The sequence below is a fragment of the Mesorhizobium sp. USDA 4413 genome, assembly GCF_056280365.1.
In genome coordinates, this window is sequence record NZ_JBVPRP010000001.1 from 3729262 (window position 1) to 3747633 (window position 18372).

Sequence of the window (18372 nt, forward strand, 5' to 3'; positions counted from 1 at the left end):
CCCCGAAACCATGATTTGCGATGCCGCTTTGGCCGCAACCGAAGGTCGAGTAATTTCCGGCCGCGATCCGGAGCCGACATGCGACCTGCATCCAACCTGCTTCTTCTTTGTGCGCTGCTCTCGGCCTACTCCGGCTCGAGCGGCGACTGGCGCGCCGATGCGATCGCTTCGGCCGAAGCCAGGATGCGCGGCCTGATCAACAATCCGGAGGCGAGTTTCTCGCATGTCGATCTCACTGGCGACAGCGCGAGCGGCCAGACATGCGGCGTCGTCGCAAGCAAGGTCGGCATCTTCACCAAGGAAGCGCGCTTCATCGTCTATATCGACGGCGCCGGCCCCTATGTCGAGCCGGGCCTCGGCTCGTCCATGTCGCAGGCCGATTTCGACTGGGCCTGGAAGAACGATTGCGTCAACGAGGGATACAAGGGCTGAGCGCCGCTTCCTCGCCCGCGTGAAGCGGGGAGAGTTGGCCACGCAGCGGCCGGAGGGGGCCTTCGTATAGCTCTGACCTTCGCCGAAGCGAGACTCGTCACATCCATTCGGCCTGCGCCGTCCCCTTTCCGTCGCGGCTTCGCCGCGCGCTCTCGCCGGGCGAGGAACTGGAGTTGCCATGTCCCGACACGTTACCTTCATGACCATCGACGATGCCGGGCACTATAGTCCCGAGCAACGCGCCGAGATCATCGCAGCTTACCCCGAGCACGAGCGCGAAGCCCGCGCGAAAGGCATTCCGGTGCTGGGCTCCGGCCGAATCTTCCCGGTGCCTGAGGAACTGATCGCCTGCGAGCCGTTCAAACTGCCGCGCTGGTGGCCGCGCATCGGTGCGCTCGATTTCGGTTGGGACCACCCTTCCGCCGCGGTCGAGCTTGCCTGGGATACCGAGGCCGATGTCGTCTACGTGACCAAGGCCCATCGTGCCTCCCAGCAGACGCCGGCCATGCAGGCGCTGGCGCTGAAGGCCTGGGGCGAATGGCTGCCCTTCGCCTGGCCGCGCGACGGCCGCCGCGAAACGCTGGAAGGCGCAGGCGTTGCGCTCGCCAAACAATATACCGCGCATGGGCTGAACATGCTTGCCAGTCACGCCCGTTTCCCCGACGGCTCGGTCTCGGTCGAGGCCGGGCTGATGGACATGCTCGACCGCATGCAGTCCGGCCGCTTCAAGGTGTTTTCGACTTTAGCCGCGTGGTTCGAGGAATTCAGGTTGTTCCACCGAAAGAACGGCCAGGTGGTCAAATTGCGTGACGATTTGATGTCCGCGACGCGCTACGGCGTGATGATGCTGCGGGAAGCCGTGGTTGATCCAATGGAGTTCAAGGCAGCGCGGCGGCCGGCGGGACAGAGTGATCCGCTGGGGGCTTTCAGGTGAGGCGCTGAAGCTGCCTTCCTCGCCCCGTTCACGGGAGAGGATGCCGGTAGGCAGATAAGGGGCAGCGCCAGCTTCTCGGAACGTCGCGCTGCCCCTCATCCGCCCTTCGGGCACCTTCTCCCCGTGAACGGGGAGAAGGGACGGAAATCCATACCGTGACCTCTGCCGCAGAGTGCCGCGGCGCAGAATTCTGTAGCCATTGCAATGGTTTAGCGTCGCGGCGTGGATCCTAAGGCCTGCGCGCGTCGCTCGGCTCCTTACTTCGCCCTAGGATGACGAAGCTCCTGCCGCCGGCGCTTTTATTCCGCGACGCCGCCACCTTCTCGTCTCTCCGAAAATCTCGATCCGACAGCCTCGAAAGCGGCAACCGATGCGCCATGCAACGGCCATGCTGCCGGGGGCGCATCCGCGCGCCAGGAAGCATTCACATGGTCCACATCATCCCGCTCTTCACCGATCAGCGCCGCCCCGATGCCGGCGATGCGGCGTCCGACGCCGGGCCGGCTGGCCCGCTCGATCCCTATTGGCAGGAGGTCGCCGCTCACTACGAACGCCGCATGGCGCGTCAGCAGGCCTTCGACACCGAGATCGCGGCGCGCAGGCTGGGCGGAGAGATCGCCAGCGCCGAGGCCGATGTCGCCGCCAATGCGCCGGCCGACGGGGAGGGGCTGCACCACGCCATGTATGGCGAGGTCGACCCGCATACCGGGCGCGTCGTGCTCAAAGGCCGCTTCGACACGCTGTTCGACAATTTCCTGAAGCAGGCGCCGCCCGAGCTGCGCGCCGGCCTCGCCAGCCGCAAGCCCGCCTTGCGAGAGGCAGGCTCGGTGCGCATGGCGATGCAGCAAAATCAGCGCCGCGCCCAGTATGAGCAGGACCACCTGGCGGCGGCCCAGGCCGAAGAACTCGACACCATCGCGAAGAGCGATCCGGACGACCACGCCGCCTTCGATGCCGCTCGCCAAGCCGGCCTCGACCTCATCGCCAAGATGAACCTGGACCCTGAGAGCCGGCAACAGACCGAAGCCGCGTGGCGCGAAAACACGGCAAGGACGCGCATCGAAGCGCTGATCGCGCGGGATCCTGGCCGGGCGATTGAGGTGCTGAACGGCGGAACAGTGGCGCGCAGCCGCCAAGCCGACGATCCAGGAACCGATCCTCTTGTCGATTTATCGTCCGACGGCATTCGGCAACTGCTCCGCCAGGCGCGCGCCGCGACAATGAACAGGCTGATCGACGCGCGCGCCAACATCGATCTCGCTTCGCAGAATGCCCCGGACGCGATTGCCAATACGGGCAACTACTCCGGCACCATGCCAAGCGCTGCGGATTTCGCTGCGAGGAGGGCGGTAATCAGTATCAGGAGTTCGGTCGAAAAATCGACGCCGGTCGCCAAGCCTTCGGCATGCGGACCATGCCGAACCAGGCGATCCACGCAGCGCTGCGTGATGTTGAGCCCGGCCCTAGGGCTTCCGACGAAGACCACCTCCGATATCAGGTCACTGCTGCAGCTGCGCTCAAGACTCTAGCCGAGAGGCAGGCAGATCCCGCAGGCTATGTTCGGGAAGTCTTTCCCGATGTGGACGCCGCGTGGGGCGAAGTCACTGGCCAGGCCGGCAAGCCAGGGATCAACGATCGGGAGGCGTACAGCCGGGCGATTGCCCTCTCGGTTGCGGCGCAACGGCAATTAGGCGTCGAAAATCCCCAACCTCTGCCGAAAGCCGTGGTCCGAAGCATCGCCGATGGTTTCGGCGAGAAAGGCGCGTCGCAGGGTGACAGGAACACTGTCCTGGGTGATCTTGTGGCGGCAGCCAACGATCCTGCGACCAGGAAAGCTTTATCTCAACAGCTAGACCAAGCCGGATTTTATCAGCCAACCGACGTCGATCCGATCACCACCGCGGCGACAGGGGAGCAATCGCCTTCTTCGGCGGCTCCTGGCGAAACCCAAGTCTGCAGTTCGACAGGCCGCAGAGGATTTCGGCAATTACCTCAGCGAAGGCTTCGAGTCCCTGGCCGGCGCCCCGCACGACATTGGGCTGGCTCTCAGGGACCTGCGCGATTCTCCTTGGGACTTCCTTGAACAACTGCCGGTCACCCCCGGCTCGGGGGCTGTTGCGGGAGGGCGCTTGGCGTCAGAGGCAGCCGGCGAAGCTGTTGCAAAGGGCTTGGCCATAGTCCGCGGCGGGACGGGCAAGTTCGGCAAGCCGCTGGAGGAGTTCGCGACAAGTGGTTCGCGCGCCAAGTCGGGGCTCGCCGCAGATGCTGCGGTGGCTCGCCAAGCGGCTGAGACGAAATCTCTGGTCAAAGCCGCGGAGGATATCGCCTCTCGTGTGGGCACGGGCGCCAATCTCAAGAAGGCTGAGGTTCTTGAGATCATAAAGGCGATCGCAAGAGATCCTTCCAAGGTAAAGTATCAAGGTGCATCGTTGGGGAGGGCTGCCTCAAAAAACTACCGTAAAACGTTTCTAGACGCGAACCCGAATCTGCAGGGAGAAGTTATCGTACACCATGCGGCGGAGCGACAGATATGGAGAAGATTCCCAAGCATCGTCGCTGCGGACGAGGAGCACTCTCTACAGAATCTTCGTGGCATCCCAAAAGAATTGGATAGCCTTTTGCATAAGGTCATTTTCCGGCAAGAGTGGGATGAATTTTACGAGTCGCATCCTCAGCCAACACGTCAGCAGGTGCTAGACTACGTCACCTACATCGACAAAAAATACGGACATCTGTTCAATCCTCCAATAGGTGAGTGATGCGATTTTTTAAAATACGGCCGAACGTCGCTGGTGGGATTGGCGAACACACGGTTCTTGACTCGAGCGTTCATCCACCCATCGTAACCAAACTTCACTACGAGGTAGAGGGCTGGTTTGGGGACGTGATTGTTGCGACGTTTCCTTGTTTCCTCGTCACTGAAGAAACCCAGCGCGCGCTGCAGAAGATGGGCTTTACAGGCGCGACATTCGCCGACGCCGAGGTGACGACCTCGGAAGAGTGTCAAGAGGATCAACCCGGCCTGGACCTACCACATTTCGTTTGGTTGAAAGTGAATGGAAAGGCGGGTCAAGACGACTTTGGCATCGCGACACCCTTCCGCCTCGTCATTTCGGAACGCGTTCTCGATCTGCTTGAATCGTTGGGCATTCCGTTCGCGATAGTCGAGCCTTACGACGACGAATAGCATCCTCGCCAAACTCACCGAGGCATATCACTGGCATATTAATCGTAGGGCAATTCCGAGACATACGCCGAGGCCCAGGGGCGTCGGAGTTTCTACACCAAATGCATCGCTGGCAGGCGTCGCTGCTGACTGCCGGGAGTCTGCCCATGCCCATCCGCATCGTCCCCGCTACGCTGCGGGACCTTTCCTACATCGCCGCCAATCTGCGCCCAGAGGACCGGGCCGAGATCGACTGCCAGCTCGACCATTGGTCGCCGGCGCTGCTCGCGCTCACGGCGCTTCAGGGCTTTGCCTATGTCGCCGAGCTCGATGGCAATCCGGAGGCCGGCTTTGGCGCGGCCGAGCAGCGGAGCGGGCTCTGGATCGCCTGGAGCTGGGGCACGCGCCGTATGAGGCGCTGCGTGCCCGAGATCACCCGCTTCTTCCATGCGGTGCTCGGGCCTCAGGTCGCGGCCAAAGGCGCGTGGCGGGTCGAGGCGAGGGCGCTTGCCAACAATGATCTTGCCTTGCGCTGGCTAAGCAGGCTCGGCGCCACCCAATGCTGTCGCCTGCCGGCCTATGGCAAGAACGGCGAAGATTTCTCCCTCTATGACTGGACAAGAGAAAGCTGGAACCATGTGTCTCTTTCAAAAACCCCCCGAACTGAAACCACTGCCGCCGGTGCCGACCGCGCAGGACAAGGACGTGCAGGCGCGAGAGGCCGCGCTTCGCGCTGAGCTCGAACAGCGCCAGGGCACGCTCTCCACTGTCAAGACCGACCTTGCGCCGAGCGACCTCACCGGCCAGCGCCGTGTGCTGCTGGGAGTCTGACGCCATGACAGCGATGAAGCGCAGTTTTCGAAGACGCGTGCTGGACTGGTGGTATTGGAGGCGGCATGCGCGGCTGGTGAAAAGGCGGTAGGTCTTCACCTTCTCCCCTTGTGGGAGAAGGTGGATCGGCGCGTAAGCGCCGGGACGGATGAGAGGTGCTCCAGCGGAGTGAGACGCTGGTCTTTCCTGCCGCCTTTGCTGGACAGGCTTTCGTCAAGCTGGAGCCCCCCTCATCCGTCGCCTTCGGCGACACCTTCTCCCGCGAGGGGAGAAGGGGAAGGTCATGCAGCCTTCTTCGCGAATGCCCAGACCATCAGCGGGTATTCCTCGTCATTGCTCAAATCCCGCCAGATGCCATAGGCGCGGACCGGCCCTCCAATGTGAGCGCGGGCGCAAGCCTTGTTGCCCCAGCCGAAGGCTTGCACGTCGTCTTCGCCAAAACCGCCTTCGACCATCAGCTGCTTCAGCCCAGCGGGCGTCCAGCGGTTGTAGTCGTGCGGGCGCGCATGCACCCGGAACAGGAAGGGCGTCGCTACCATCGCCCAGCCGCCGGGCTTGACCATGGCGTGGATGTTGGCGGCGGCCGCTTGCGGGCGCTGCACATGCTCCAGCACCTGGTCGGCGATGACGATCGAATATTGCTCCTCGGTGCGATCCTTGCAGATGTCGAATTCCGGGAAATCGACCGAGCGATAATCGGGGCAGAGCGCCCGCCAATAGCGGTTCCAGCCCGGCGAGATTTCGATCACGTCGCGCGACTTGCGGTTCGCCGCTTCAAGAAATGTGTTGAAGGCTTCGATCTGGCGGATGCGCAGCCAGTTGCGCCCGTCATAGCGAAGCAGCCGCTTCACGGCATGTTTGCCGCGATTTTTGAGCGCGCCGGCAAGGCTTGTCATTTTCGACCTCCTCCTGCCCGCCCGCGTTAGCGTCGATAGCACCGAGAAGTGCGCAAAAGATGACAGCCCAGCCTTTTCCTCGGCCCCGCGAAGCGGGGAGAGGTGGCCGCTTAGCGGCCGGAGAGGGGGCTGCGCCAGCCCCGCAGAATAAGGCTCGATCATTCTGCGCCGAACACCCAACTCGGCGCCAGCCCCTCTCCGTCTCGGCTTCGCCGAGCCACCTTCCCCCACTTTCGTGGGGCGAGGAAAAGTCCCCGCCAAACAAGCGAGACCTTCCCATGACCGATTCCCGCGCCCGCGATATCTTGTCGCGACAGGCCGAACTCGAGACCGAACGCGCCGCCTACGAGCCCGTCTGGGAGGCGGTGGCGGAGTTCTGCGATCCGGATGCCCCCGACATCTGGTCGGGCCGCCGCACGAGCCGCGGCGAGAGCCAGGCCGAGCGGCAGGAGCGGCGCGGCTCCCGCGTCTACGCCAACACCATCAACTCGGCCGCGAACCGGCTCGCCGCCGGTCTGGAGAGCCTGATCATCCCGCAATCGGAGAAATGGCATGGGCTGACCACCGCCGAGATGGATGACGAGGAGACCGACGAGGAGAAGGAGTGGGCCGAGGCCTTGCGCGATTTCCTGTTCGCGCTGCGCTATTCGGCCAACTCCAACTTCGTGCCGGCGACGCAGGCTTGCCTCAGGAATGTCGTGCGCTACGGCCCGGCCTATCTCTATGCCGAGGAAGGTTTTGGCGGCACGCTGATCCGCTATGCCTCGATCCCCGTGGTCGAAGGCTATCTGTCGCGCAACCGCTGGGGCCACGTCGACATTTTCCACCGCCGCTACGAGCGCACCGCGCGCCAGGCGGCGCAGCTTCTGGGCTATGAAAAGCTGCCGGCGCGCATCAAGGCGCTGGTCGACGACCCCGCCAAATGCGAGGAGAAGATCTCGCTGATCCAATGCGTGCAGCCGCGCGACGAGCGGCGCATGTACCGCTCGGGCGGCTTCTACCAATATCTCGACCAGGCTTTCGCCTCCTACCACGTCATCGAGGACGAGGAGGAGATCGTGCGCGAGTCAGGCTTCCGCACCTTCCCGGTCTCGACCTTCAACTGGCGCCGCTACGAGGGCGACGCCTACGGCATCTCGCCGGCCATCGAGGCGCTGACCACGGTGCGCGAAGAAAACGCCGTTCGCCGCTCCGGCTTGCGCGCCCTGCAGCAGATCACCGACCCGCCGACGGCCTCCAAGGCCAGGCTCGACTATGTGCCGGTGCTCAATCCCGGCGAGAACTATCCGGGCCTGATCGACGACAGTGGCCGGCCGCTGATCCAGCCGATCGCTACCGGCCAGAATCCAAGCTACGCCTTCGACTATGCGGCGAGCCGCGCGGAGGAGATCCGCGACATGATGTTCGTCAACCTGTTCCAGACTCTGGTGCAGAACCCGCAGATGACCGCCACCGAGGCGCTGATCCGCCAGGAGGAGAAGGGCGCGCTGCTCGGTCCCTCCGGCTCGATCATCCAGGCCGGCTTTGCCGCCAATCTCGACCGCGAGCTGTCGATCCTCGAGGACAAGGGCATCTACGACCAGGACAGCCGCTTCCGTCCGCCGGACAGTCTCGCCGGCAAGGCGGTGCGGCCGACCTTCACCGGCCCGCTCGACGTGCTGCGCCGCTCGGCCGAAGCGCGCGACACCATCCAGGTGGTGACCACCGCCATGCAGATGGCGCAGTTCGATCCCGGCATCATGGACAATATCGACGGCGACGAGGCAATCCGCGTCGTCCAGAGCGCCGGCCGCAGCCCGCAGCGCATTTTCCGCCGCAAGGACGAAGTGGAAGGGATGCGGGGTGCCCGGGCCCAGGCGCAGCAGGCCCAGGCCGGCATGGCGGCGATCGCCACAGCCGGCAAGGTGGCCAAGGACGCGGTGCCGGCCGCGGTGCAGGCGCGCGACAGCGGCCTGCCGATAGCTTGCAAGCGATGATGCAGGGCGGAGCCGGTGGCGCCGCTGCTGGTCCGGCCGGCGCGACGCCCGGCGGGCAGGGCGCCGTGCCTGGCTCCCAGGGCGGCCCCTCGGGCGCCGCCAATGGTGCCGCATGAGCCGCAAACGCTTCGCCCGTCCTTCCGACGCCGGCGGCCCGCTCGCCGCGCGCGAGGCGCTGACCAAGGCCTATCGCCGCGTCTTTTCCGGTGAGGTCGGCGAGCTGGTGCTGGCCGACCTCACCGCCACAACAGGCTACTATCGCCGCCCCTCCTACGGCGACTGGCTGGCCCGCACCAAGACGCCGGAAGGCTTCGAGCTGCACAGCGCGCTCTCCAACGCGCGGGCGGAAGTCGTGCAGCACATCATGGGGTTCCTGGCGCTGGAAGACGCCGACCTCGCTGCGCTGGAAAAGGCGGCGCGGGCCGAGGAGAGGTAGCGCCCTCCTTCTCCCCCTGTGGGAGAAGGTGGATCGGCGCGTCAGCGCCGAGACGGATGAGGGGTGCTGGAAGAAACGAGGCGTCGCCAAACTTGGCTCCCGACTAGCAATGGGATGAGTGGCCGCCAAGCTGGAGCACCCCTCATCCGGCCGCTTCGCGGCCCCCTTCTCCCACAAGGGGAGAAGGGGACGCCGGCGCCTCTCGCGCACTCCTTTCACCATCCACGCTCCAACCGAACCCCACCATCCGCACGGCCCAACCGGCGCCATCCTCGGCGGCCCGTCGCCGCGCGCCTCCACCCGGCCAGGAAAACAGCCAAATGGTCCACATCATCCCTCTTTTTGTCGGCGAGCGCCGGCTCGATACCGGCAATGCGGTGCAATACCCGGACTCCTCTCCGGTCGGCGAGGCGATGCAGCAATTCGGCGACCGGTGGCAGGCCGCCGCCGAGCGCTACGAGCAGCGCAAGGCGCAGCAGCAGGCTTTCAACACCGAAATCGCCACGCGCCGGCTGAACGGCCAACTTGCCCAGGCCGAGACCGAGGCGGTGGCCAATTCCCCCGCCGATGGCGCCGGCCTGCACGAAGCCATGTATGGCCAGGTCGATCCGTATACCGGCCAGGTGGTGAAGACCGGCCGGTTCGACACGCTGTTCGGCAATTTCCTGAAGCAGCTGCCGCCCGAGCTCCGCGCCGGCCTTGCCGCGCGCAAGGAGGCGCTTCGCGCCGTCGGCGGGCGGCGCATGGCGGCGCAGCAAAATCAGCGCCGAAAGCAATACGAGCAGGATCAGGTGGCGGAGGTTCGCACCGCCGAACTCAGAAACATCTCGCAGAGCGACCCGAACGACACCGCTGCCTTCGATGCCTCCCGGCAAGCCGGCCTCGATCTCATCGCCAAGATGGATCTTGACCCGCGAGCCAAGGCGCTGGCCGAAGCCGACTGGCTCGCCCGTACGGCGAAAGAGCGCATGCAAGCGCTGATCGCACAGGACCCGCGCCGCGCCGCCGAGCTGCTGAGCGCCGGCCCGGCGGCCAGCGACGGCATGGGCGAGACGGTGCGCTCGCAGCTTGGTGCTGGGGCTCGGGACGAAAAAACTGCGGTAAATGGCAAAAAAACACCGGACGAGACGGTGGCGCAAGTGTTCGGCGAACGCCCGTCGCCTGGCAGCGACGCGGCCATACCGCTCGATGCCATCACCTACCTGAAACCCGGCGATATCGCTGCGCTGAAGGCTCAGGCCAACAACGCCTTCGCGGCCCAGATGGTCGGTGCCAATGCGCGGGTCATGCTTGCCGAGCAGAGGGCGCCGTCCGTCATCGCGGCCACCGGCAAATATCCCGAGGAAGAACCAACCGCGCAGGACTTCGTCCAGGTCTACGGCGCCGACCTGGGCCTAGAACGATTCAGACTATTCCGGATCAACACCGGCATCGGCAAAGCCTATTCCGACATGCATGCGGCGTCGAACCAGGCGATCCGTGCCGAGCTCCTTCACTCCAGGCCCAGGCCCGGCAGTTCACCGGAAGCGCGCGACCGCTACGACATCAAGGTCGGCGCCGCCCAGTTGATCATGGCCGCCCGCGCCGCCGATCCTGTCGCTTACGCCAGTATGTTGTTTCGCGGCGATGCTCCAGACTGGAGCAAGATCAAAACGCCCGAGGAACTACAGGCCGCCGTCAACTGGGCGGGAGCAGCCCAGCAGCAGCTGGGTTTCGATAAAAGATTGCCGCTGCCTTGGGATTTTGCCGACCGCCAGGCTGCGAAATACATCGACCCGAGCAAGCCATTCAACGAGCGTCTTGCCGAGTTGAGTTCGCTTGTCCTTGCGGTTCGTGACCCGGGCGCACGCAGGGCAATGGCCAAGCAGGTTTCCTTGGCTGCGGAAGCCAGATTGCGCTCACAAGCGGCCCAAGATCCCAGCGTCACACCAGAGGCGTTGGACAGTCAGATCGCCAAGTTGAAAGGCGAGATGGATTGGATCGGGGAACATCCAGCCCGAGCCCAATACAGCACCATGTCCTGGTGGCTGCAGCAACCTGTCACGGCGTTTAGCGATATCGGTCGGACCATAGCCAAGGGCGCGACCGCCGGGGGCGCGGACAGTCTTGTCGCTGGGCTGGCCACCTCAGTATCGGGCGAGAGCTACGAGCAGCGTCTGGCCCGAGAGCAGGCCGAAACGGAGGATGCAGAGGACCGTGCTGGCTGGGCCGGTTGGGCAGCCGAGGGCCTTGGCGCTGGTCTGACCGGCTACGGCGCCGCAAAAGGCCTGTTTGGCTTGCTGGGTCGGGCTGGGGCCGGCGCGGCGGCGGAGGGCGGAGGCCTGACGGGCCTCGGCACTCGAACCGCCGCGGGAGCCGCCACCGGCGGCTTATACGGCGGGGTATATGCCTACAACACCGATGAAAGCATTCCCGAGGGCGTGCTCACCGGGGCGGTCGGGGGTGCCGGCCTTAATGTTCTTGCCGAGGGGATTGGCGCTGTCGGTAGGCAGGTGGCCAGAAGACTCGGAAGGCGTTTTGGCCCTGCCGAATTGCCGACTTCTTCGGAAACGGGAGAGATAGTTGCGGGCTCCTCCCCTCCAAGCAGGAAATTCGCACACTCGACGGAGGGGTCTCCTTCTGAAGGCGCAGACTTTCAGAAAGGCACAGAGGATTTAAGCAAACTTGGCTCGGATTACCCGTCAGGCAGTTTTTCGATATCAGATTGGGCAGGCTATTCAGCGTTAGTTCCGAAGCCAAAAGGACCGTTCAGATTGCCAGAGGGCATGGAATACGATGCTGCGAGAGACGCTGCTGATAAAGCCAACCGCACTTTTCGCCGCAAGCAAGGGCTTGTTGGGGAGCCCGTGGACGTGCATGAAATCCATCCAGTGAAGTTTGGGGGCAGTCCAACCGATCCGGCGAACAAGATCGTCCTGCCTCGCGATGTGCATCAGCAACAGGTTACACCATGGTGGAACCAGTTGTTAAAAGATTTAGGAGAAAAGGAGTGAAGTATTTTCTAACAGACGGAGAGCTTGAAGGGCCGGCCAGATCTTCAGTCGTCGATGAATTGAACGCTAGTTTAGGGGTAGAATTGCCAAAAGATTATACAGATTTCCTTAAACAGCACAATGGTGGGGAGGGTTTTATCAATGATAGCTACATAATATTTTTCAAGGCAGAAGAACTGGCCGATTTTAATAGGGAATATGAGGTGGAAAAATATGCGCCAGGTATTCTCTTGTTCGCGTCTAACGGAGGAGGTGAAGCATATGGGTTTGATACTCAAGATCCAAATATGTCAATCGTGCGCGTTCCGTTCGTAGGCATGAGCAGGAAGTTAGCTTTGAAAACGGCGCGTAACATAGCTGACCTATTTTCTCGATTGGCGGAATGAAAATGAGCGACAAAAACGGACACTCGCGCCACAAGGGCATGGAGCTGTTTGAGATTACACCCGTCATCGTTGGTGGTGATCCAATCAGCCTGGAGAATAAAATCTGGGTGACCAGGCAAGAGCATTTTGAATTGGTACGCTTTTGGAATCGAACTATCGGGGATTTGCGTAAAGCGGCGCGAGCGGAAGAATAGGCGGCGCGGTTGTCGAGCCTCCCGAAGGCCAATGTCGGCGCGCTTCAGGAGGGCTGGCCGATTCACTTTAGGGCTTCGAAGAGCGAGCCGCTTGTAGGTTTTGAAGTTATTCGTGAGAAGGCAACGAGAAGGGGTCGTTACAGGGATGCAGATTGTGCCAGCATTGCTCGATTTTAACGGAGATCGGTGATGTTTCCAAAGTTTCGGCGAAGCTTTTCTCCTGACGCAGGCCGCAAGCCTGACCCTGTAAGCATCGACACCGGCGTGCCAAGCCTGAATGAGCTGCTTTCCGGTTTCAGTGGAGTGTCGTTCAACCACGGCCTTTACCGCATCGTCCGTGCCCAGGATTTGGCCGCGTGGAGCAACAGAATAGTCGTCGGCTTCCCTGCATTCGCCGGGCGCATTACCTGTTTTGGATACGGTTGGTTAGGCAGGACATTCGCCATTGACACCAGACGAACCGAGGATGGGGAGCCTGGCGTCGTGATGTTCGAGCCAGGGACCGGCGAGGCGCTTCAGATACCAGCCAATATCCAGACTTTTCATGAAACCGAATTGGATGAGTACCAGGATGCCGCGTTGGCCTCGAATTTTTACGCGACATGGCGCGGGAATGGTGGCGCCGAACCTGCCTATGACCAATGCATTGGCTACAAGGTGCCGCTCTTCCTGGGCGGCAAAGACGATAGTGCAAATCTGGAACTGACAGATCTGGAAGTTTATTGGCACATTACGGCTCAGCTCATCGCAAAAGCGAGGGGTTTGCCTCCAGGGACGCGGATAAACGTCAAAGGCGGGTGACCTCCACGAGCCCAGGCAGCCTACTTTTTGGCGAGGTGAGCTTGCGTACAACCATAAGTACATATATATGAAGAGAGACGATTACAGGTTGCGGGCAGGCGGAAATGAGGGGCGAAGAACGGCCATTTTTCGCCTTTGACGGGTATCGAGTGGAGCCGCAGTTCGGAAACTTCGGACGCTTCATAAATAGACAAGGGGGATTTACATGGGGGCAGGCTCTGCCGCGATGCTGCTCGGGGCATTGGTTCCGACATTTTTGCTGAGCCGGTTGTTGTTGTGGATTACAAAGCGCTGGAACGGCGGCGTGTCCGGCCTGTTGCTGGTGCATGTTATTTGCGGCGCGCTCGCCGTTTTCGCGTCCGCTTATGGCTATTCGCACGGGGCGCCGGATTGGTCTCACAGCCTCGTGTACGTAGTTGCTCAGTTGATCTGGCTGGTCGTGGATTTTGTTCGCGGCCGTCGTCAAAGCCAGACTGCGAGCTGAGGCGCTCAGACCACGGAGCACCTCAAACGCTTGAAATGAGCCGTTTAGCCGATGGTCAATTTTGCAGAGCCAGACTTCGACACCGTCACGCGCCTGCCAGGTCGTGGATGAGATTTTGAACCGCGTGATGTCCGGGAATGGGGTAACAGCGTCGGAGATGTGGTAAATGCGTACAAGCAATATTCCGATGTGAACGGTCCGACGTCATGGAAGCACAATCGAGATGACGTTGATCAGATGCCGATCGATGATGCTCGTTTTGCGAGGGCTTCAGCGCTTGTGGATAGACACCTGGCTGAGCGCGCGGCAGGCGCACCCTCGGTCGTAGGAAGCCATTTGCAACACGCCAATCCCGGGAAATCGACAGAGAACAATCAAGAATACATTTCTAAATTTGATGGCCCTATATTGGGTAGACATCATCACGGAACGGAAAAATCACTTCAACCGTACCGCCCCGCACCGTTCAAAATATATCTACCGGAGGACTACTATCCCTCGGGGCAATGATCGATCATATCGGCGTCACCGCCTGGGCACGATAGCCACCAGCGACGTGGCATCGAAATCAAGAGTGGTATCCTAAGGGGCACACCCAACGTCGACGAGTGTAAATCGCGTTTCGTCGCCATCATCGGTCCGAACGGTATAAAACGCATTGGGGTCTGTTTCGGCGGGGCGCCAGGTGAAATCCTTGACGAAATCCTCATCGGTTAGAAACATGTACGACCTCCTGGGACCGTAGATGAAAGCGTGCTCGCCTTCATTTTCGCCTTTCAACTCAGCCGCCGTAGCTGGTTGCAACTGATCCTTCTCCATCGTGAAGAAGGCTTTGCCGAAGCCTTGCCGGATGACGGTTGTCAGTGCGCCCGACTCGAGTGATTTGAAGAGCACGCCCCTCGGGCAGCTTTTCGATAGAGCTTCCGGCTGATCCAGATCGTCCGACCGGGCCACGCCGCCTGGCAGCGCAAGCAGAGCCATTGCTGCAAGAATAAGTAATCGCAATTGTATCTCCTGCAGTTGCATCTAACGAGCACAGCCAAGGTCTTGAAGGGTAAAGTCAACGTCGCGCCCATCGTTCGTGCGGACGGTATAGAATGTGGTGGACGCCGTTTCGGCAGGCCGCCACGTGAAGTCCTTGACGACCTTTGGCTCTACCGCGAACATATAAGAAAGCATTGGGCCGGCGATAAACCCATGCTCGCCGTCTTTCATCACCAGCTCTGCCGCTGTAGCCGCCTGCAGATGAGTGCAATCATCCGAGAAGCATGCCTTGCCGGAACCTTGTCTGATTACGGTCACGACAACACCCGACTCATATGCTTTGAACATAACGCCCTTCGGGCAGCTTTTGAGCAAAGCTTCCGGTTGATCGGCGTCGTCCGACAGGGCCTCTTCGCACGACAACGCAAACAGAGCCATAGCGACGAGAATGAGCGAGCGCAGATATACCCTCCATGATTGCAATGCGAGATATAGTGTCTTATAGAGGTTGTATCGGATTTTATCGAGATGTCCAGTCGAACGCGTGCGTTGGTTCCACCCAGCATGCTCCGGCAGAAGTGGCTGGTCGGCAAGAGAACCAATTGTTGTCTCGATGCGGACCTGAAAAGATTGCCCGGCTGCACCCGGATAGACGGCTTGAGAATCAGCGGCGGCGATGGGGGTTGAAGATAGATGATGAGTGGCGTCGAAAAACGTAAGAAATTTGCGGTAATTCTTATAGTGGCTTCAATATTTCAAATATGTCTGTTTTTGTTCATTTCGGGAATTCCGTCGTACGTTCGCGAGCCTGATGGAGTTATCTACTTTACAAAGGCCTTCCTTGTCATTTTTCCTCAGTCAATGATAATGGTTGTAACCTCGGGATTAATTTATATGTCGTCGCCATGGTCATCAATATATTATATATATTTTGTAATTTGGTTAATTTCATTTATTGGTGGAAATTTATGGACGGCGTTCATCGCGGATTTCTTTAACATTTCGAACTGATAAAATAGGAAAACATAGAATGGCAGAACCGACTTCTACATTTACCAGGCGCAGACCAAGCAATATATCGAGCGGGTGGCGCCTTGGGCGAAGGAGGCTGCGGATCGATTGGGTGTTCCGGCCACAGCCATCCTGGGCGCCGTGGCCAACGAATATGACACCCGCTTCAACCCCGATCTTGTTTTCGACATCAGGGGCGGGGCCGGCCAGTCGCTTGGCGACTGGTTCGGGAATGGCGGATTCTTCAAAAGCATCAAGGACGACTATGAAGACGTAAAGTCCGGAAACGCGTGGGGACCAAAATTCTTGCACCCTGCCATGATAGATGTCGGCCCCGGAAACGTTCGGATCGAAACCGTGATAGACCTTTTGGGAGACTATCTGGCCTCGCATAGGTCCGACGGCCAGGATCCGCTGGAACTGCGCCAGTACGAGAACAACTATCCCAAGCTCGTGGAGATATCCTCGATTTTAACCAGCCGAAGGCAACCATGGCCTTCGCCGGGCTGATGGTCGCAAAGGCTGACGCGTTCTTCAAAGATAAGAATGCCGCCGCCTGGAACAGGCTCTCCGATGATGAAAAGGATGCTCTACGGGTCACCTACTACAAGCTCGGCCCTGAAATGCTTTCGAAGAACATCGACCGGAAGACGCTTGAGACCGACGAAGCCGGCGTGGATTTCAATTACAACCCCTATGGTGACGGGGGAGCGCAACACCTCAAGAACGTTGCCGCAATTAAGCAGGCGCTTGAGCGCGGTTTGGCGGGAGTCGACCATAGTCCCGCGCCCAGGATCCATGGTTTGAATGCGCACAAGACGGCGGTCGCTCCCGACGGGCATCCTTCCGGGTCCTACGATCTGACGGGAGATGGAAAAACGCTTCCTCAGTCCATCTCCCTCTCACCGGCCGATATACTGCGCCTGAAGAAAACCGTCACCGCGGGATATGACCAAAGCGAAGGAGAAATAGCGGCCAAAGCGGCAGTGGACTCGATTTTGAATCGGCTTCACTCCGGGCGCTGGAGCGATAATGTCAGGGCCGTGGTAAACAATGCGAGAAGCGTTGGCGCGGATAACGGCGAGGAACCAGGCAAGAAGGACCCATATGATGTCGATCGGCTATCGGTCGATGATCCGCGCTTTGCAGATGTCTCAAGGCTGGTTGACGAACATCTATTGAATCGTGCGGCGGGTACGCCGTCGATAGTGGGTAACGACTTGGGCTACGCCGATTCGCAATTACGGTGACGGTGGCCCTAATTTCCTCTCATAGCGCCAGCATCTCAGGCCTTGGCGCTGCCCCTCATCCGCCCCTTCGGGGCACCTTCTCCCCATGAAACGGGGAGAAGGTAAAGCCGGGCACTATCAATAATTGCCGTTGTAGTACCGGTCGTCGCAGGGCGCGGTGTAGATGCGGCCGTAGCGGTCCTGGTAGCGGCAGAGCTGGTCGCCGCGGCGCTGTGGGGTGGTGGCCGAGCCGACGACGGCGCCCAGCAGCGCGCCGCTCGCGGCACCGATCACCGTGCTCTTGGTGTTGCCGCCGATCGCCTGGCCGACCAGCGCGCCGCCGGCGCCGCCGAGCAATGCGCCGGTGGTGGCCCGCTGCTGGCCCTCGGTCTGCGTCTCGCAGCCGGCAAGGGCCGCGGTCATGAGCACGGCCAGAATAGCCTTCTTGATGATCATCACTAGAACTCCTCTGAAGCCCCAGGGACTGACGACGGGGGCGAACGAAGCTGAACTGCGGTCGCATTGCGGCGGAACGGCGGCGGAGCCCGCTCACGAAGTGAATCACGGTTTCGCGGCGGTTGAACGCCATGGTTTCCAAACCGGAAAGACCACGCAAACAGTAGCTTAGCGCCGCTGGCGGAATCAGCTGGCGAAGATGCCTTGGGCCGCGTCGATAAGCTGGATGCAGCATGCCGATCGGCGCCAGGACCTCCGCTGCCGCCGCGGCGGTCGTTGCCCGGGAGTCCAATTGGCCTTCCTCCGCCGCGCGAACCACGCCTTACCCCAAGAATTCCCCCCAAGAACGGAGAATGACATGATCCGAGGACTTCCCCGGACCCTTGCCCGCGCTGCTGCCCGCGAGGCCGGCCTTGCGCCGCCCAAGCTCGGCTTGAAGGCCGTGACCAGCGGGCAGGGCGGTTCCTACCGCACCGTCTTCACCTTCACCGGCATGCAGGTGCCGGTGACCGATGCGCTCGCCTATGCGAGCCAGAAGATTTTCGATTTCACCGATGGCAAGGTGCGCATCAAGGGCGGTACGGCGCGACTGCAATTCGCGGTGCTGACCATGCGTGCATCGACCATCAACGACAATGCCGCGCTCAACTGGTCGCTGGGCTCCGCCGCGGCGTCGAGCGCCACGCTGGACGGCGCCGGAGCTGCGCTGTCTTCCGCCTCCACCGCCGACATCGCCGCCGCTTCGACGCTCGACGGGACGGCGACACCGGTCGATCTTTATCTCAACCTTGCCTTCGCCACCGGCACGGATATCGACGCCGACGGGACGATTGCGGTGACCGGCACGATCACGCTGCTGTGGGAGAACTGGGGCGATAATGCCTGAAATTCGAAGCCGCTAGTCTTCACTATGGGCTTGGCGCCACGCCGCCCACTCCGCTGCGGACAAGCTTTCGCTTCCATGGATACGGTGCCACTCGACCCATTCGGCATGCGTCGGCAATTTTCCGAACGGCGGCTGATAGCCGCAGAGATCGTAGTCGGCCTTGGGCAGAAGCATAGAATTCTTCTCGTAGAGAACCATCGCGATGGTCTCGCTGTGTCGATAGAGACCTCGAGGCACTGCTCCTCCGTGCTTAGCGAGACAGCGACCGCGCCATGCA

Annotated in this window: 22 protein-coding genes; 17 read left to right on the forward strand and 5 right to left on the reverse strand. The window is 61.2% G+C overall.

What is annotated here, in order from left to right; translation table 11 throughout:
• Window positions 1-78 precede the first annotated feature (78 nt).
• From ACVMIM_RS18140 to ACVMIM_RS18170, 7 genes are all read left to right on the forward strand, one after another.
• On the forward strand, window positions 79-432 hold the full coding sequence (locus tag ACVMIM_RS18140) for a hypothetical protein (protein ID WP_476113647.1): 354 nt from the start codon (window positions 79-81) through the stop codon (window positions 430-432).
• A gap of 178 nt (window positions 433-610) precedes the next feature.
• A complete protein-coding gene (locus ACVMIM_RS18145) occupies window positions 611-1366 on the forward strand; it encodes a phage terminase large subunit family protein (RefSeq protein ID WP_476113649.1) in 756 nt (251 codons plus the stop codon).
• Between the two features lie 428 nt (window positions 1367-1794).
• Window positions 1795-2895: a hypothetical protein gene (locus ACVMIM_RS18150; protein WP_476113651.1), complete on the forward strand. Its 1101-nt coding sequence runs from the start codon at window positions 1795-1797 to the stop codon at window positions 2893-2895.
• A gap of 600 nt (window positions 2896-3495) precedes the next feature.
• Window positions 3496-4125, forward strand: a complete 630-nt coding sequence (locus tag ACVMIM_RS18155; protein WP_476113653.1) for a hypothetical protein — start codon at window positions 3496-3498, stop codon at window positions 4123-4125.
• Complete coding sequence (locus ACVMIM_RS18160) at window positions 4125-4553, forward strand: hypothetical protein (RefSeq protein ID WP_476113655.1); 429 nt, start codon at window positions 4125-4127, stop codon at window positions 4551-4553. Before ACVMIM_RS18155 ends, ACVMIM_RS18160 begins: the two co-directional genes overlap by 1 nt.
• Before the next feature lie 146 nt (window positions 4554-4699).
• A complete protein-coding gene (locus ACVMIM_RS18165) occupies window positions 4700-5269 on the forward strand; it encodes a hypothetical protein (protein WP_476113657.1) in 570 nt (189 codons plus the stop codon).
• Complete coding sequence (locus ACVMIM_RS18170) at window positions 5238-5363, forward strand: hypothetical protein (protein ID WP_476113659.1); 126 nt, start codon at window positions 5238-5240, stop codon at window positions 5361-5363. The genes ACVMIM_RS18165 and ACVMIM_RS18170 overlap by 32 nt, the downstream gene beginning before the upstream one ends.
• A 281-nt stretch (window positions 5364-5644) precedes the next feature.
• Here ACVMIM_RS18170 and ACVMIM_RS18175 read toward each other — a convergent pair whose 3' ends face one another.
• A complete protein-coding gene (locus ACVMIM_RS18175) occupies window positions 5645-6259 on the reverse strand; it encodes a class I SAM-dependent methyltransferase (protein ID WP_476113661.1) in 615 nt (204 codons plus the stop codon).
• A 278-nt stretch (window positions 6260-6537) separates the two neighbouring features.
• On the opposite strand from ACVMIM_RS18175, the gene ACVMIM_RS18180 reads away from it, so the two are divergent.
• The 7 genes from ACVMIM_RS18180 (at window position 6538) to ACVMIM_RS18210 (ending at window position 13529) form a co-directional block, all read left to right on the forward strand.
• A complete protein-coding gene (locus ACVMIM_RS18180; RefSeq protein WP_476113663.1) occupies window positions 6538-8235 on the forward strand; it encodes a portal protein in 1698 nt (565 codons plus the stop codon).
• A gap of 112 nt (window positions 8236-8347) precedes the next feature.
• Window positions 8348-8671: a Bbp19 family protein gene (locus ACVMIM_RS18185; RefSeq protein ID WP_476113664.1), complete on the forward strand. Its 324-nt coding sequence runs from the start codon at window positions 8348-8350 to the stop codon at window positions 8669-8671.
• A gap of 320 nt (window positions 8672-8991) precedes the next feature.
• Window positions 8992-11664: a hypothetical protein gene (locus ACVMIM_RS18190; protein ID WP_476113666.1), complete on the forward strand. Its 2673-nt coding sequence runs from the start codon at window positions 8992-8994 to the stop codon at window positions 11662-11664.
• Entirely contained in the window at window positions 11661-12050 is a 390-nt protein-coding gene (locus ACVMIM_RS18195; protein ID WP_476113667.1) for an SMI1/KNR4 family protein, read from the forward strand. Before ACVMIM_RS18190 ends, ACVMIM_RS18195 begins: the two co-directional genes overlap by 4 nt.
• A gap of 2 nt (window positions 12051-12052) precedes the next feature.
• Window positions 12053-12244, forward strand: a complete 192-nt coding sequence (locus ACVMIM_RS18200) for a hypothetical protein (RefSeq protein WP_073987562.1) — start codon at window positions 12053-12055, stop codon at window positions 12242-12244.
• 189 nt (window positions 12245-12433) lie between these two features.
• Window positions 12434-13045, forward strand: a complete 612-nt coding sequence (locus ACVMIM_RS18205; RefSeq protein WP_476113669.1) for a T6SS immunity protein Tdi1 domain-containing protein — start codon at window positions 12434-12436, stop codon at window positions 13043-13045.
• A 205-nt stretch (window positions 13046-13250) separates the two neighbouring features.
• Window positions 13251-13529, forward strand: a complete 279-nt coding sequence (locus ACVMIM_RS18210) for a hypothetical protein (protein WP_476113671.1) — start codon at window positions 13251-13253, stop codon at window positions 13527-13529.
• Between the two features lie 582 nt (window positions 13530-14111).
• Here ACVMIM_RS18210 and ACVMIM_RS18215 read toward each other — a convergent pair.
• Both ACVMIM_RS18215 and ACVMIM_RS18220 read right to left on the reverse strand, forming a co-directional pair.
• On the reverse strand, window positions 14112-14555 hold the full coding sequence (locus ACVMIM_RS18215) for a hypothetical protein (RefSeq protein ID WP_476113673.1): 444 nt from the start codon (window positions 14553-14555) through the stop codon (window positions 14112-14114).
• A complete protein-coding gene (locus ACVMIM_RS18220; RefSeq protein WP_476113674.1) occupies window positions 14556-14861 on the reverse strand; it encodes a hypothetical protein in 306 nt (101 codons plus the stop codon).
• 771 nt (window positions 14862-15632) lie between these two features.
• Between ACVMIM_RS18220 and ACVMIM_RS18225 the strand changes: the two genes are divergently transcribed.
• Entirely contained in the window at window positions 15633-16034 is a 402-nt protein-coding gene (locus tag ACVMIM_RS18225; RefSeq protein ID WP_476113676.1) for a hypothetical protein, read from the forward strand.
• The gene (locus ACVMIM_RS18230; protein ID WP_476113678.1) at window positions 16016-16774 is read left to right on the forward strand and encodes a hypothetical protein; all 759 of its coding nucleotides are present in this window, start codon (window positions 16016-16018) and stop codon (window positions 16772-16774) included. The genes ACVMIM_RS18225 and ACVMIM_RS18230 overlap by 19 nt, the downstream gene beginning before the upstream one ends.
• A 117-nt stretch (window positions 16775-16891) precedes the next feature.
• Here ACVMIM_RS18230 and ACVMIM_RS18235 read toward each other — a convergent pair whose 3' ends face one another.
• A complete protein-coding gene (locus ACVMIM_RS18235; protein ID WP_040980804.1) occupies window positions 16892-17209 on the reverse strand; it encodes a YMGG-like glycine zipper-containing protein in 318 nt (105 codons plus the stop codon).
• A 358-nt stretch (window positions 17210-17567) separates the two neighbouring features.
• Between ACVMIM_RS18235 and ACVMIM_RS18240 the strand changes: the two genes are divergently transcribed.
• The gene (locus tag ACVMIM_RS18240) at window positions 17568-18095 is read left to right on the forward strand and encodes a hypothetical protein (RefSeq protein ID WP_476113679.1); all 528 of its coding nucleotides are present in this window, start codon (window positions 17568-17570) and stop codon (window positions 18093-18095) included.
• Window positions 18096-18107: 12 nt separating this feature from the next.
• Here ACVMIM_RS18240 and ACVMIM_RS18245 read toward each other — a convergent pair whose 3' ends face one another.
• Window positions 18108-18269 (reverse strand): hypothetical protein, encoded by a 162-nt coding sequence (locus ACVMIM_RS18245; protein WP_476113681.1) that lies wholly within the window; start codon window positions 18267-18269, stop codon window positions 18108-18110.
• Window positions 18270-18372: the final 103 nt, after the last annotated feature.

Excerpts from the sequence above, each read along its gene's own strand:
- ACVMIM_RS18140 (WP_476113647.1), top strand. The coding sequence starts at position 79 with ATGCGACCTGCATCCAACCTGCTTCTTCTTTGTGCGCTGCTCTCGGCC.
- ACVMIM_RS18220 (WP_476113674.1), bottom strand. The coding sequence starts at position 14,861 with ATGTTCAAAGCATATGAGTCGGGTGTTGTCGTGACCGTAATCAGACAA.
- ACVMIM_RS18200 (WP_073987562.1), top strand. The coding sequence starts at position 12,053 with ATGAGCGACAAAAACGGACACTCGCGCCACAAGGGCATGGAGCTGTTT.
- ACVMIM_RS18190 (WP_476113666.1), top strand. The coding sequence starts at position 8,992 with ATGGTCCACATCATCCCTCTTTTTGTCGGCGAGCGCCGGCTCGATACC.
- ACVMIM_RS18210 (WP_476113671.1), top strand. The coding sequence starts at position 13,251 with ATGGGGGCAGGCTCTGCCGCGATGCTGCTCGGGGCATTGGTTCCGACA.
- ACVMIM_RS18185 (WP_476113664.1), top strand. The coding sequence starts at position 8,348 with ATGAGCCGCAAACGCTTCGCCCGTCCTTCCGACGCCGGCGGCCCGCTC.
- ACVMIM_RS18230 (WP_476113678.1), top strand. The coding sequence starts at position 16,016 with ATGGCCTTCGCCGGGCTGATGGTCGCAAAGGCTGACGCGTTCTTCAAA.
- ACVMIM_RS18165 (WP_476113657.1), top strand. The coding sequence starts at position 4,700 with ATGCCCATCCGCATCGTCCCCGCTACGCTGCGGGACCTTTCCTACATC.
- ACVMIM_RS18150 (WP_476113651.1), top strand. The coding sequence starts at position 1,795 with ATGGTCCACATCATCCCGCTCTTCACCGATCAGCGCCGCCCCGATGCC.
- ACVMIM_RS18160 (WP_476113655.1), top strand. The coding sequence starts at position 4,125 with ATGCGATTTTTTAAAATACGGCCGAACGTCGCTGGTGGGATTGGCGAA.
- ACVMIM_RS18235 (WP_040980804.1), bottom strand. The coding sequence starts at position 17,209 with ATGATCATCAAGAAGGCTATTCTGGCCGTGCTCATGACCGCGGCCCTT.
- ACVMIM_RS18245 (WP_476113681.1), bottom strand. The coding sequence starts at position 18,269 with ATGCTTCTGCCCAAGGCCGACTACGATCTCTGCGGCTATCAGCCGCCG.
- ACVMIM_RS18180 (WP_476113663.1), top strand. The coding sequence starts at position 6,538 with ATGACCGATTCCCGCGCCCGCGATATCTTGTCGCGACAGGCCGAACTC.
- ACVMIM_RS18205 (WP_476113669.1), top strand. The coding sequence starts at position 12,434 with ATGTTTCCAAAGTTTCGGCGAAGCTTTTCTCCTGACGCAGGCCGCAAG.
- ACVMIM_RS18215 (WP_476113673.1), bottom strand. The coding sequence starts at position 14,555 with ATGCAACTGCAGGAGATACAATTGCGATTACTTATTCTTGCAGCAATG.
- ACVMIM_RS18240 (WP_476113679.1), top strand. The coding sequence starts at position 17,568 with ATGATCCGAGGACTTCCCCGGACCCTTGCCCGCGCTGCTGCCCGCGAG.
- ACVMIM_RS18145 (WP_476113649.1), top strand. The coding sequence starts at position 611 with ATGTCCCGACACGTTACCTTCATGACCATCGACGATGCCGGGCACTAT.
- ACVMIM_RS18175 (WP_476113661.1), bottom strand. The coding sequence starts at position 6,259 with ATGACAAGCCTTGCCGGCGCGCTCAAAAATCGCGGCAAACATGCCGTG.